The 12,205-nt window shown below is 61.6% G+C and carries 11 protein-coding genes; 4 read left to right on the top strand and 7 right to left on the bottom strand.

Annotation, left to right across the window (positions count from 1 at the left end; all coding sequences use genetic code 11):
* Positions 1–142: 142 nt before the first annotated feature.
* The 7 genes from PSPTO_RS13300 to PSPTO_RS13330 form a co-directional block, all read right to left on the bottom strand.
* Positions 143–1,294 carry a M20 family metallopeptidase gene (locus tag PSPTO_RS13300; RefSeq protein WP_011104091.1) on the bottom strand — a complete coding sequence of 384 codons (1,152 nt, stop codon included), beginning with the start codon at positions 1,292–1,294 and terminating at the stop codon, positions 143–145.
* Positions 1,291–2,718: a M20 family metallopeptidase gene (locus PSPTO_RS13305; RefSeq protein WP_005762889.1), complete on the bottom strand. Its 1,428-nt coding sequence runs from the start codon at positions 2,716–2,718 to the stop codon at positions 1,291–1,293. The genes PSPTO_RS13300 and PSPTO_RS13305 overlap by 4 nt, the downstream gene beginning before the upstream one ends.
* Positions 2,715–3,728 carry an ABC transporter ATP-binding protein gene (locus tag PSPTO_RS13310; RefSeq protein ID WP_005762887.1) on the bottom strand — a complete coding sequence of 338 codons (1,014 nt, stop codon included), beginning with the start codon at positions 3,726–3,728 and terminating at the stop codon, positions 2,715–2,717. The genes PSPTO_RS13305 and PSPTO_RS13310 overlap by 4 nt, the downstream gene beginning before the upstream one ends.
* Entirely contained in the window at positions 3,725–4,726 is a 1,002-nt protein-coding gene (locus PSPTO_RS13315) for an ABC transporter ATP-binding protein (protein WP_005762885.1), read from the bottom strand. Before PSPTO_RS13315 ends, PSPTO_RS13310 begins: the two co-directional genes overlap by 4 nt.
* 16 nt (positions 4,727–4,742) lie before the next feature.
* Positions 4,743–5,651, bottom strand: a complete 909-nt coding sequence (locus PSPTO_RS13320; RefSeq protein WP_005762883.1) for an ABC transporter permease — start codon at positions 5,649–5,651, stop codon at positions 4,743–4,745.
* Between the two features lie 8 nt (positions 5,652–5,659).
* Complete coding sequence (locus tag PSPTO_RS13325) at positions 5,660–6,577, bottom strand: ABC transporter permease (RefSeq protein ID WP_005617711.1); 918 nt, start codon at positions 6,575–6,577, stop codon at positions 5,660–5,662.
* Between the two features lie 102 nt (positions 6,578–6,679).
* Complete coding sequence (locus PSPTO_RS13330) at positions 6,680–8,200, bottom strand: ABC transporter substrate-binding protein (RefSeq protein ID WP_005738493.1); 1,521 nt, start codon at positions 8,198–8,200, stop codon at positions 6,680–6,682.
* Positions 8,201–8,396: 196 nt separating this feature from the next.
* Here PSPTO_RS13330 and PSPTO_RS13335 point away from each other — a divergent pair, with 196 nt between their 5' ends.
* The 4 genes from PSPTO_RS13335 (at position 8,397) to PSPTO_RS13350 (ending at position 12,185) form a co-directional block, all read left to right on the top strand.
* Positions 8,397–9,305, top strand: a complete 909-nt coding sequence (locus tag PSPTO_RS13335; protein WP_005762877.1) for a LysR substrate-binding domain-containing protein — start codon at positions 8,397–8,399, stop codon at positions 9,303–9,305.
* A 184-nt stretch (positions 9,306–9,489) separates the two neighbouring features.
* Complete coding sequence (gene folE2 / locus PSPTO_RS13340; protein ID WP_011104093.1) at positions 9,490–10,395, top strand: GTP cyclohydrolase FolE2; 906 nt, start codon at positions 9,490–9,492, stop codon at positions 10,393–10,395.
* An 11-nt stretch (positions 10,396–10,406) separates the two neighbouring features.
* On the top strand, positions 10,407–10,967 hold the full coding sequence (locus tag PSPTO_RS13345; protein WP_005617714.1) for a carbonate dehydratase: 561 nt from the start codon (positions 10,407–10,409) through the stop codon (positions 10,965–10,967).
* A gap of 51 nt (positions 10,968–11,018) precedes the next feature.
* Entirely contained in the window at positions 11,019–12,185 is a 1,167-nt protein-coding gene (locus PSPTO_RS13350; protein WP_011104094.1) for a DUF1624 domain-containing protein, read from the top strand.
* The last annotated feature ends 20 nt before the right edge of the window (positions 12,186–12,205 follow it).

The following is a 12,205-nucleotide window of genomic DNA, read 5'->3' on the forward strand; positions in this document are numbered from 1 at the left end:
CGAACGGCTTATCGCGCCAGGCGTCTTTGTTTGGACACGTATTCTGCGCTTCTGCGGAGCCAGTATCGGACGCAGAGCGTCCAGAACTGCATACCCACGCGGAGCGTGGGCACGATAACTGTTCTCCCGAATGTCATCCTCTTCAAAAATCCCCCAACGCCAGTATCGTCGCCACCAGCGCCTGACCTCTGGGCACCAATGTGTTCAGCTCCAGATACTCACGGTCGGTGTGCACTTTGCCGCCCACCGGGCCGAGGCCGCACAGGGTCGGGATGCCGAGGCTGGCGGTGAAGCCCGAGTCGGCGCAGCCGCCGGTGAATTCGCCTTCCACGCTGAAACCCAGTTCCAGCGCGAGGCCCTGATAGATATTCAGCAGTTCGGTGCTGTGCCGGGCTTCCATCGGCAGAAAGGTGGTGGCTTCCAGCAGCCTGGCGGATGTGCCGGGCAGTTCCTCTTCGGCGACGATGGTCTGGACCGCCGTGAGAATTTCATCCCACTGCCTGAGCTCGACAAAGCGCACATCAAGCCTGGCCGTGGCGCTGGGTGCAACGGTATTGCTGGAGGTGCCGCCCGAGATCAGTCCGACATTGGTGGTGATGCCCGCGGCATAATCTGTCAGCGCGTGCAGTTTGATCACTTTGTGCGCCAGGGCCTGAATCGCGCTGGCGCCGTCGGCGTGGTTGACCCCCGAATGCGCCGCGCGGCCGCTGACTTCGATGATCAGCGTTGCACCGCCTTTGCGAGCGCTGACCACGTTGCCGCTGGCGCGTCCTGGCTCCGGGTTGAGTACCGCGCGCGCCTGACGGGCGTATTTTTCGATGTGAACACGGGCGCTGGCGGAGCCGATTTCTTCGTCGCCGGTGTACAGAGTCTGCACCGGAAACGGCAGCGGGCCGATTCGTTTCAGTGCCTTAAGGGCAAAGCAGTTGAGCACCAGCCCGCCTTTCATGTCGGCCACGCCAGGGCCATAGGCCAGTTCGCTGTCGTTCGTGTAGCCGCGTATAGCGGTCGTGCCTTTCGGGAACACCGTGTCGCGATGACCGAGTAGCAATACCGGCTTGCCGGGGCCGCCGGGCAGTTCAGCCAACAGCACATCGCCGAAAGCCTCGACCGGGATGCGCTCGACGCTGATCCCGTCGGCCTTCAAGTGCGCAGTGAGCAGATCGCCGACCGCATCGACACCGGCCTTGTCGTAGCTGTTGGAGTCGGTATCGACGAGGCGCTGCAACAGCGCTTCCATCGCTTCAAACTGTCCGCTCAGCCAGTCGGTTGCCTGCCGTTGTGCCTCATTCATTTACTCAGCTCCTGTGCCCGATGCTCGCGCGTCAGCCGTGCGCCGTCCTTTCCCAGGTCCCAGAACAGTCCGGCCATGATTTGCAGACTCTCTTTGACCACCGGCGCCAGCAAATGCTCGTCGGGTGCGTGTTGCGAGCACGCCGGGTACGAGTGTGGCACCCAGACCGTCGGCAGGCCCAGCACTTCAGCGAACACATCGTTGGGCAGTGAACCGCCCAGATTGGGCAGCAGCGCGGGCTTCTTGCCGGTAGTGGTGGCCAGCGACTCCAACGCCCAGCCGACCCACGGGCTGTCCGGTGACAGACGCGTGGCGTGCATCACATCCATGCGCGTCTGCCGGACCTCTACCTGAGTGAAACCGTTGGCATCCAGATGGGCACGCACCGCCGGGATAAAGGCGTTGCAGTCGCTGTCGACCACAAAGCGGATATGGCACAGTGCATGCGCTTTGCCGGGAATGGCGTGTACCGGGGCGTCCGGGTTGCCGGTCTTGAAGGCAAGGATGTCGAGGGTGTTCCAGCCGAAGACCTTTTCGCTGAGCGACAGCGCCGGGTCGCCCCAACCGGGGTCGATGTCCGGGTCACCGGGGCCGCCGCCGACCTCGATATCCGCCAGCGCAGTTTTAACCGCTTCGGGAATGGCGGCGGGCATGAGCCCCGCGACTTTCACCCGGCCGTGCTCATTGACCATGCTGGCGATGGCATTGGCCAGAATGATGCCGGGGTTGGCCAGCAGCCCACCCCAGTTGCCTGAATGGTGCGCGCCTTCGCGCAGGTTCACCGTCAGCTCGAAGTTGAACACTCCTCGCGAGCCGAGAAACAGGGTAGGGCGCGCGGCTGCCAGACGTGGGCCGTCGGAGGCGATGAAAATATCCGCCGCAAGTTCTTCGGCGTGTGCCTGGCAGAACGCGCTGAGGCCGGGCGAGCCGTCTTCTTCGCCCATTTCCAGCAGCAGTTTGACGTTGAAACCCAGCGTGCCGTCGCGCGCCTTGAGGGTCTGTTCCAGGGCGGTCAGGTTGATCAGGTGCTGGCCTTTGTTGTCCGCCGTGCCACGGCCATACCAGCGATCACCGCGCTCAACGACTTTCCACGGTGACAGGCCCGCTTGCCACTGCGCGTCATAGCCGCGCACCACATCGCCATGGCCGTAGCTGAGCAGGGTCGGCAGCGCCGGGTCTTCGATGCGGGTGGCGATCATCAAGGGCCCGCGTCCGGCCACCGGGTTGTCGTGCACCTTGACACTGAAACCAAGCCGCTCGACGTGCGGGGTGATGAATTCGTTCAGATAACGATAAAGCTCCGGCAGGCTCGCGGCCTCCTGGCTTTGGGTGGGATAAGCGACGCTGTCGCCGAGCAGGGCGAAAAAGGTGCCGTTGTCGAACTGCTCGGTGGCGTTTTCGATGGCATGCGAACGGCTACTCATGAGGGCATCAGCTCCAGGGTTTTCGAGGTGTCGCGCAAGTGGCAGCGGACGGTTCCGCCTTCCATGCGGCCAGCGATCGGGTAGTTTTCCTTGCACACCGCCATGCAACTCGGGCAGCGCGGATGAAACGCGCAGCCGGACGGCGGCGACATGGGGTTGGGGAAGGTGCCGTGCAGGCCCAGATCGGGAATGCCCAGGTGCGGGTCGGGGGTCAGTACCGAGTCCAGCAGCGCCTGGGTGTAGGGATGCCCTGGTCGGGCGAAAAGCGATTCCCGGCTGCGTTCCTCGACGATGCGGCCCAGGTACATCACCGCCACCCGGTCGGCCAGATGCTCGATGACCGCCAGGTTGTGGCTGATCAACAGGTAGGTCAGGCCGAATTCCTTTTTCAGGTCTTGCAACAGGTTGAGAATCTGCGCCTGCACCGACACGTCCAGCGCCGAAGTTGGTTCGTCGCAGATCAACACGTCGGGGCGCATCACCAGCGCCCGGGCAATCGCCACGCGCTGGCGCTGGCCACCGGAAAGCTGGCTGGGATAGCTGTCTATGACGCGTTTCGGCAAGCCGACCACGTCCATCATCGCCTCAACGCGCTGGCGGCGTTCGGCGTTGCTGCCGATGTCATGCACGATCAGCGGCAGGGTGACGATTTCGCGCAGGGTTTTGCGCGGGTTCAGGGATGAGTAAGGGTCCTGAAAGATCGGCTGGATGCGCCGCGCCATTTCCTTGCGGTCGGTGCCGGCTAGATGCTTGCCATTGACCAGCACATCGCCGCTGCTGGGCGCGAGCAGGCCCAGCAGCATCTTCGCTAGCGTGCTTTTGCCGCAACCGGATTCGCCGACCAGCCCGAGGGTTTCGCCGCGCATCAGACGCAGCGATACACCATCGACTGCTTTCAAGGTGGCGTTGGGTTTGAAAAAGCCACGGCTGATGCTGAATTCACGACGGATGTCGCACAGTTCCAGAGCAATGTCTTTTTTGATGCTGGCGTTCAGGGCTTGATTAGTCATGACTTCATGCCCTCACGCTGCAACACAGGTTCTGCGCCCACTGAAGCAAACAGGCAGCGGGTCATGTGGTTATGGCTGTGAACCTGAGGGACATCTTCGGCGCACGCCGCGATGGCCTGCGGACAGCGGTTGCGGAAGGCGCAGCCGTGTTGCTCGCCAACCAGGCTGGGCACTAACCCTGGAATCGAACCCAACGGCTGGCCTGGCTGGGTGCGTCCGGGGATCGGGATGCTCGCCAGCAGGCCGCGCGTGTACGGGTGCTGCGGGTTCTCGAACAGCTCGACAGCCGGGGCGGTTTCGACGATTTGCCCGGCGTACATCACCGCCACCCGGTCGGCAATCCGCGCCACCAGCCCCAAATCGTGGGTGATGAAAATCACCGCCAGACCGAACTCTTTCTGGATGTCGCGGATCAGGCGCAGGATCTGCGCCTGAATGGTCACGTCCAGCGCGGTGGTGGGCTCGTCGGCAATGATCACGTCCGGTTCGCACATCAGCGCCATGGCGATGATCACCCGCTGACGCAGGCCGCCCGACAACTGGTGCGGGTATTGGCGCAGGCGCTCGCTGGCGTTGCTGATGCCGACTTTCTCCAACATCTGCGCTGCACGCTGCAGGGCTTCCTTGCGTGACACCTTGCGATGCCGGGTCAGCACTTCGCTGAGCTGATCGCCGATGCTGTATGCCGGGTTGAGCGAGGTCATGGGTTCCTGAAAGATCATCGCCAGACGATTGCCGCGCAGGTCGCACATTTGCCGTTCGCTCTGGGTCAGCATGTCGATGCCGTCCAGGCTCAGCGTGGTCGCGGTACGCCGGGCCTTGCGCGGCAGCAGGTCCATGAGCGCCAGCGAGGTCAGGGATTTGCCGCAGCCCGATTCGCCGACTATGCACAGCATTTCGCCGCGCTCGACTTCAAAGTCAAGGCCGCGCACTGCGTGGAGCGTGTCTTGCCCGAGCGGGATCTCGACACGCAGGTTTTCAACATGCAACAGCGCCATGTGCGGATCTCCTCTGTCAGTTGCGCCCGTCGGGCAGGATCAGGTCGCGCAGGCCGTCACCGACCAGATTGATACCCAGCACCAGCACCATCAGAGCGATGCCGGGAATGGCGATGACCCACGGGGAAAAGAACATGTACGGTTTGCCCTCGGCGATCATCAGGCCCCAGGACGGAATGGGTGGCTGCACGCCGACGCCGAGGAACGACAGTGCCGATTCCAGAAGGATCGCGTGAGCCATCTCCAGCGTGGCGACGACGATCAGCGCGCCGACCAGATTGGGCAGGATTTCGCTGGCCAGAATGCGCAGCGTCGAGCAGCCCAATGCCTGCGCCGAGGCCACGTATTCGGCGTCGCGAATTTGTTGTACGGCAGCGCGCACCACCACGGCGAAGCGGTCCCAGAGCAGGCAGCCGAGCAGGATGATCACGACTTTCAGCGAACCGCCGATCAACGACGCAGAGGCCAGTGCGACCATCACCACCGGCATCGCCAGGCGCGTGGTGATCAGGTAGCTGATCAGCGCGTCGGCCTTGCCGCCGAAGTAGCCCGCCAACAAGCCCATGATGGTGCCGATGACGCCAGAGATCAGCGCTGCCGAGAAGCCGATGAACAATGATATGCGCGCACCGTAGAGCAGGCGCGACAGGTAATCGCGGCCCAGTTTGTCGGTGCCGAGCACGTAATCCCAAGTGCCATTGGCCATCCATACGGGCGGTTTCATGCGCAGCATCACGTCTTGTGCGTAAGGGTCGTAGGGCGCCAGCCAAGGGGCGAACAGTGCACCGAACAGGATGATCGACAGCAGCACTGCGCCGATGGCAAAGCCGCGATGACCGAAGCTGTTGCGCAGCGTGCGCCAGACGCTGCGCGCCGGTGGCTGATAATCGTTGATGATCAGCGGCGATGAGGTGGTTGTGCTCATGGGGCCTCCTATTTCACGCGGATGCGTGGGTCGAGCAGTGCGTTGAGCACGTCGGCCAGCAGCGTGAGGACGATGTAGATGACCGCGATCAACAGCACCACCGCCTGCACCACTGGAAAGTCGTCACGGGCAATCGCGTCCCAGGCCAGTTGGCCGATGCCTTGCAGCGAAAAAACCGTTTCAATGACCACCGAACCGCCGAGCATGAAGCCGAACTCCACGGCAGCCAGTGCCACCACCGGAATCAGCGCGTTGCGCAGCGCATGCTTGAACAGCACGGTGGCGGGGCGCAGGCCCTTGGCGCGAGCGGTGCGGATGTAATCGGAATTGAGCACGTCGAGCATGCCGGCACGGGTCAGGCGCATGATCGCCGGGGTGGCGTAATAACCCAGCGCAATCGCCGGCATGACGAAGTGCGCCCAGGTCGAGTTGCCTGACACCGGCAGCCATTTCAGGGTGACCGAGAACACCACGATCAGCATCAGCGCGAACCAGAAACTCGGCATCGCCTGGCCCAGCACCGCGATGCTCAGCGCCAGCCGGTCAACCCAGGTGTCACGTTTCACCGCTGCCAGCACGCCCAGCGGAATGGCGATCAGCAGCGCAATGCTCAGGGCCATTGCGCCCAGCCCGAGGGTGATCGACAGGCGCGAGGCGATCAGGTTGTAGACCGACTCCTGAAAGAAGAACGAGTCGCCAAAATCAAGGCGCACCACGTCGGCCAGCCATTCGAAATACTGCGTGACCAACGGCTTGTTGAGGCCGTATTGCACACGGATCTGTTCAATCTGCTCGCTGCTGGCTTCCGGCCCGCCGATGGCCGTGGCCAGGTCGCCGGACAGGTGCAACAGGGAAAAGCTGATCACCGACACGGTAATCGCTACGCACAAGGCAATGCCCAGGCGGCGCAAGAGAAATCCGAACATGGCAAGTGACCTTGTGTCCGAGGGGTAACAAGTGGGTGGCCGATGCTGCAAGGCATATCGTGTGCCTCGCAGCCGGTGTCACCGATTGACGTCGCGATCAGCCTATTTCCAGCTCGACAGCACGAAACGTGGCAGCTCGTCCGGGTAAGGCTTGAAGTTCAGGTCCGAGACGTAGGCGTAGTTCATCGAGTAGTTGAACAACGGCGCCCAGTACGCCTGCTCGCTGATGCGCTGCAAGGCCTTGCGGTAGTTGTCCTTGCGCACTTGCGGGTCCAGCGCGTTGTCGGCGGTCTGCAGCCAGCCCTGGACTTGCGGGTCTTTGATGTTGTCGTCGGGGTTGCCCTTGAACCAGGTCCCGGCCGAGGCCGAGGTGTCGAGGATCGAAAACGAGCCCCAGGCTTGAAACGACATCGGCACCTTGCCGCCACGCTGCTGGTCACGCAGGGCGGCGTATTTCAGGTAACGCAGCTTGGCGTTGATGCCCACGGCGCGTAGGTTGCCGATGATCGCTTCGACGTAGTCGCGGTCCCGGTAGGCGAAGATTTCGGTTTCGAAACCGTTCGGGTAACCGGCTTCGGCGAGCAGTGCCTTGGCCTTGGCCGGGTCGTAGTTGTAGACCGTGGCGGCCGTGGTGTCACAGCCGAACTGGCCAGGGTAGCAGGCGACCTGCAGCGGTTTGCTCTCGCCGCCGACCAGTTGCGAGGCGAGGCCGTCGCGGTTGATTGCGTAGTTGATCGCCTGCCGTACTTTCAGGTGTTTCATCGGCGAATCGGCGCTCGAGGTGCCACGCGCGTCGAGAATCAGAAAGCCGATGCGCATGGTCGCGCCGCTGGTGACCACCAGGTTGGGCATGGCCTTGAGGTTTTCCGCTTGGTCGGGGGCTACGCGCCAGGTCCAGTCGATGCCGCCAGTCATCAGCTCGGCCAGTCGCGTTTCGGCATCGGCGATGACCCGGAAGTTGATATGACCGATCTTCGGCTGGCCCTGTGGGCTGTCCTTGAAGTAGTCGGGGTTCTTGTCCATCTTCACGCCTTCGCCGGTGGCGATGGCCGTGACCTTGTAAGGCCCGGTGCCGATCGGTTTACGGCTGAATCCGGCTATGCCGACTTGTTCGAAATACTTTTTCGGGAACATCGGTACGGCGTTGGACAGGTATTCCAGCGCAGGCGGGAAGGGCTTTTTCAGGTGCAGGCGCACGCTGTAGTCACCGAGCTTTTCGGCGCTCTTGATCCAGTCGACGTTCTGTACCGTGACCACCTTGGACTCGGGCGACACCACGTAATTGAGGGTGAACACCACGTCATCGGCAGTGAACGGGTCGCCATTGTGGAACTTCACGCCCTCACGCAGCTGGAAGTCTATGGTGGTGTCATCGACCTGTTTCCAGCTGGTGGCCAGCATGGGTTCATATTGGCCGTTATCGGGGTTGCGGTAGACCAGGTTGTCCCAGATCAGGCGGCCGAGAATCACGCCTTCGCGCAAATCGTTGTGATAGGGGCTGATGTTTTCCGGTTCGCTGTCGGAGGCGTAGACCAGTGTGTCGTCGGCCTTGCCGGCCAGGGCGGAAAAACTGCTGAACAGGCTCAATAGCGCGATGCTGCGAGCGAAACCCTTGATTCCCATGCCGTCGTCTCCAAAAGGCAAAGTGGATGTATCAAAGGGCAGTGGGGCGCAAATGCGAAAAGGGAAGTAACAGCGAGGCTCTGATTTTCTTTTGATCGAGTAGCGGGCCTCGACACGACTCTAGGCAAAGCGTATCAATGCCACAAGCACAATATTTAGAACCTTTCATTGCCGATAAGGCAACGCAGGAGTACTGATGCAGCTCTATGGTGTGCAGTCCACGGCCCTGCGCTACTTCCTTGAAGTGGCGCGTTGCGGGTCAATCAGCGAGGCCTCGGTGCGCCTCAATGTCGCCTCGTCGGCGGTCAGTCGGCAGATCAGCAAACTGGAGCGCGAGCTGGATGCGCTGCTGTTCGAGCGCCAGGCGCGCGGCATGATGCTCAGCGAGGCGGGCATTCGTCTGGCGGCCTATGCGCGCAAGTCCCAGCTGGAGGCCGAGCAGGTCGTGCTGGAAATCACCGAGCTGCAAGGCTTGCAGCGCGGCCATGTGCGCATTGCCTGCTCGGAGGGTTTTGCGCTGGATTTCCTGCCGCAATGCATCGCGCGTTTTCGGCGGCTTTATCAGGGGATTCATTTCTCGATGGAGGTCTGCGCTCCGGCTCAGGCCACCGAGCGGGTGCGCTCGGGCGATGCCGACCTGTGCCTGACGTTCAGCCTGACGCCGCAGAACGAAATCAAGGTCGAGCATATTCACAGCGGCGCGATCTGCGCGGTGGTCAGCCACAACCACCCGCTGGCCTCACGCAAGGAGGTCGCACTGGCCGAACTGCAGCCGTACGCCATCGCGCTGACCAACACCGACACGACGTTGCGCCAGTTGTTCGACATCTGCTGCGGCGTGCAAGGCCTGATGTTCGACCCGGTGCTGACCAGTAACTACATCGGTTCGCTGTTGAGGTTCGTCAGCGAAGAGGGCGGGATCAGCCTGTCCAGTGAAATGACCCTGGACAAGCGGGTGCATGAAAAGCAGCTTAAATCGCTGCCGATCAGCGATGAAGGCATGAAAGCGCGACGGATCGAACTGCAAAGCATGGCGGGGCGCAACCTTCCGGCAGCGGTCGCGGCATTTCGGGATTTTCTTATTGAAGAACTGGCAAAAACCTGAAAGCTGGCTGTTTTTTCGCCGCGTCATATCGTTTGTACAAGGCGCGCTGCATGTCGGGTTGATGGCGCTGGTAATTATGATGTTATAGTGTAACGAATTTGCGGTTGCACGCTCTGCGGTTCCCGGCCGCCAACATCATGCTTCGCCCCCTGTGGCGAGGTTCGCCAGCGAGACGACCGACACCATGAACAGCCCCCTCCCAGACGTTGCCCTGACGGAAGTGTCCTCGGCCCTGATTGCACTCGACTGGGTCGGCATGCAAGGCGTCGAAGTGCCGCTGACGCTGGGCGAGCAGGGTGCCACCCACCCGGTTCATGCCTACGCAGACCTGCAGGTCGATCTGACTGACCCCAGCGTCAAGGGCATCCACATGTCGCGGCTTTACCGGCTGCTTGACGGTTTTGCCGAACATCAGGTGCTCACGCCCGAGACGTTATCTGCGCTGCTGGAGGCGATGGTCGAGAGCCATGTCGATTGTCACTCCAGCGGCGCCCGCATCACGCTGACCTTCAACCTGTTGTGCCGCCGTCCGGCGCTGGTTACCGAAGGGCTCAGCGGCTGGAAGTCCTATCCGGTCAAGCTTGAGGCCGTCTGGCGGGCGGGGCGTTTGTGCCTCGACGTCTCTGCCGATATCACTTACTCGTCCACTTGCCCATGCTCGGCGGCACTGTCCCGACAACTGTTGGAAGAAGCGTTTGTCGCCCGTTTTGGCCGCCAGTCGTTCGTTGACCCCATGCAGGTCGCGGCCTGGCTGCGCGAGAACGCCTCGTATGCCACGCCGCACAGCCAGCGCAGTGTGGCGACGGTGCAGGTGCGCGTGGCGGAGCAGGCCACCGAAATGGGCCTGATGGCGCTGATCGATACGGTCGAACAGGCGCTGGGCACGCCGGTGCAGACCGCCGTCAAGCGTGCCGACGAGCAAGCCTTTGCCAGGCTCAACGGCCAGAACCTGATGTACGTCGAAGACGCCGCGCGCAAGATCCAGCAGGCGCTTGAGGGCCGCTACCCAGCCTCCAGCGTCAGCGTGCGTCACTTCGAGAGCCTGCATCCTCATGATGCAGCCGCGCAGACTTCCAGCTACCTGTCCTGAGGCTTCCTACCGTGATCCGTAAAAATCCGTCCGGCCATTTGCCGGTTATTGCCGAGTCTGCCTACATCGACAAAACCGCAATCATCTGCGGCAAAGTGATCATCAAGGACAACGTCTTCGTCGGCCCGTACGCGGTGATCCGCGCCGACGAAGTCGATGCCAGTGGCGACATGGAGCCGATTGTCATCGGCGCCAATTCCAATATTCAGGATGGCGTGGTGATTCACTCGAAATCCGGTGCGGCGGTGACCATTGGCGAGTTCACCTCGATTGCCCACCGCTCCATCGTGCACGGACCTTGCATGGTCGGAGATCGCGTGTTCATCGGCTTCAACAGCGTGTTGTTCAACTGCCAGGTCGGCAACGGCAGTGTGGTCAGACACAACTCGGTGGTCGACGGTCGCGATTTGCCGGAGAATTTTTACGTGCCGTCCACTACCCGGATCGGGCCTAATACTGATCTTTCGCAATTCCCACCGGTGAGCATTTCGGCTTCGGAGTTTTCCGAAGACGTGGCGCACACCAACATTGACCTGGTGCGCGGCTACAAGGCACTTCAGAACGAGTTCTGACACAGAACACAATCGACTCATTGCACTTCCGGCTACGGATCTGGATTTTTCATGACAGCAGTTGTTCAACCAACCCGCGCGCCGGCATCCCGGCTTCGCTCTATAGATGCTCTGCGCGGGCTGATAATTCTTTTCATGTTGCTGGACCATGTGCGGGAAACGTTCTTCCTGCATCGCCAAGTCCTCGACCCAATGGAGATCGCGAGCACCGAGCCCGCCCTGTTTTTCAGTCGCACACTGGCGCATTTGTGTGCGCCGTTGTTCGTGCTGCTGACCGGGCTTTCGGCGTACTTGTATGGCGAGAAATATCAGGGCAGAAGCGACGTTTCGGCGTTCCTGCTCAAGCGCGGGCTGTTTTTGATCGCGCTGGAATTCACGCTGGTGAGCTTCGCCTGGACCTTCGAGTTCCCGCCAACCGTCATCTACCTGCAAGTGATCTGGGCTATCGGCCTGAGCATGGTGGCGCTGTCGCTGATGGTGTACCTGCCGCGCTGGGCGTTGGTGGTCATCGGTGTGGTGATCATTGCCGGGCACAACCTGCTGGACTCACTGCATTTCGGCGTCGAGTCTGCCATGCACATTCCGTGGGCGATTCTTCATGATCGCGGCTGGATCGAGGTGTCCGATAACCTGCGCTTGCGCACGTCCTATCCGTTATTGCCGTGGATCGGCATCATTGCGCTGGGCTACGCTGCCGGGCCATGGTTTGTGGCAGGTTTTGACGCAGCAAAGCGGCGGAGCAATCTGTGGGCCTGCGGGCTGGGCGCGCTGTTGGGATTTGTGGTGCTGCGCATGATCAACGGCTATGGCGAAAAGCCGTGGAGCGTTGGTGAGACGGCTACGCAAACGGTCATGAGCTTTTTCAACATCACCAAGTACCCGCCATCGCTGCTGTTCATCAGCCTGACGCTGGGCATCGGCATGCTGATCCTGATCGCGTTCGAGCGCAGTCAGGAGAAAAGCTGGTTGCGACCATTGGTGGTGCTGGGTTCGGCACCGATGTTTTTCTACCTGCTGCACCTGTACGTGCTGAAGATTCTGTACCTGATCGCGCTGGCCATCTGGGGGGCGAACCAGGGCAAATACTTCGGCTTCGACCACATGTGGGGCGTCTGGCTGACGTCGGTCGTGCTGGCCGTGGTGCTGTTTCCGGCCGTGCGCTGGTTCTCCGCACTCAAGGCGCGTCGCCGGGATATCAGTTGGTTGAAATACTTGTAACTGCTGCACAGGCGGCATGC

Source organism: Pseudomonas syringae pv. tomato str. DC3000 (genome assembly GCF_000007805.1).
GTDB lineage: Bacteria > Pseudomonadota > Gammaproteobacteria > Pseudomonadales > Pseudomonadaceae > Aquipseudomonas > Aquipseudomonas avellanae.

Excerpts from the sequence above, each read along its gene's own strand:
- PSPTO_RS13300 (WP_011104091.1), bottom strand. The coding sequence starts at position 1,294 with ATGAATGAGGCACAACGGCAGGCAACCGACTGGCTGAGCGGACAGTTT.
- PSPTO_RS13305 (WP_005762889.1), bottom strand. The coding sequence starts at position 2,718 with ATGAGTAGCCGTTCGCATGCCATCGAAAACGCCACCGAGCAGTTCGAC.
- PSPTO_RS13310 (WP_005762887.1), bottom strand. The coding sequence starts at position 3,728 with ATGACTAATCAAGCCCTGAACGCCAGCATCAAAAAAGACATTGCTCTG.
- PSPTO_RS13315 (WP_005762885.1), bottom strand. The coding sequence starts at position 4,726 with ATGGCGCTGTTGCATGTTGAAAACCTGCGTGTCGAGATCCCGCTCGGG.
- PSPTO_RS13320 (WP_005762883.1), bottom strand. The coding sequence starts at position 5,651 with ATGAGCACAACCACCTCATCGCCGCTGATCATCAACGATTATCAGCCA.
- PSPTO_RS13325 (WP_005617711.1), bottom strand. The coding sequence starts at position 6,577 with ATGTTCGGATTTCTCTTGCGCCGCCTGGGCATTGCCTTGTGCGTAGCG.
- PSPTO_RS13330 (WP_005738493.1), bottom strand. The coding sequence starts at position 8,200 with ATGGGAATCAAGGGTTTCGCTCGCAGCATCGCGCTATTGAGCCTGTTC.
- PSPTO_RS13335 (WP_005762877.1), top strand. The coding sequence starts at position 8,397 with ATGCAGCTCTATGGTGTGCAGTCCACGGCCCTGCGCTACTTCCTTGAA.
- folE2 (WP_011104093.1), top strand. The coding sequence starts at position 9,490 with ATGAACAGCCCCCTCCCAGACGTTGCCCTGACGGAAGTGTCCTCGGCC.
- PSPTO_RS13350 (WP_011104094.1), top strand. The coding sequence starts at position 11,019 with ATGACAGCAGTTGTTCAACCAACCCGCGCGCCGGCATCCCGGCTTCGC.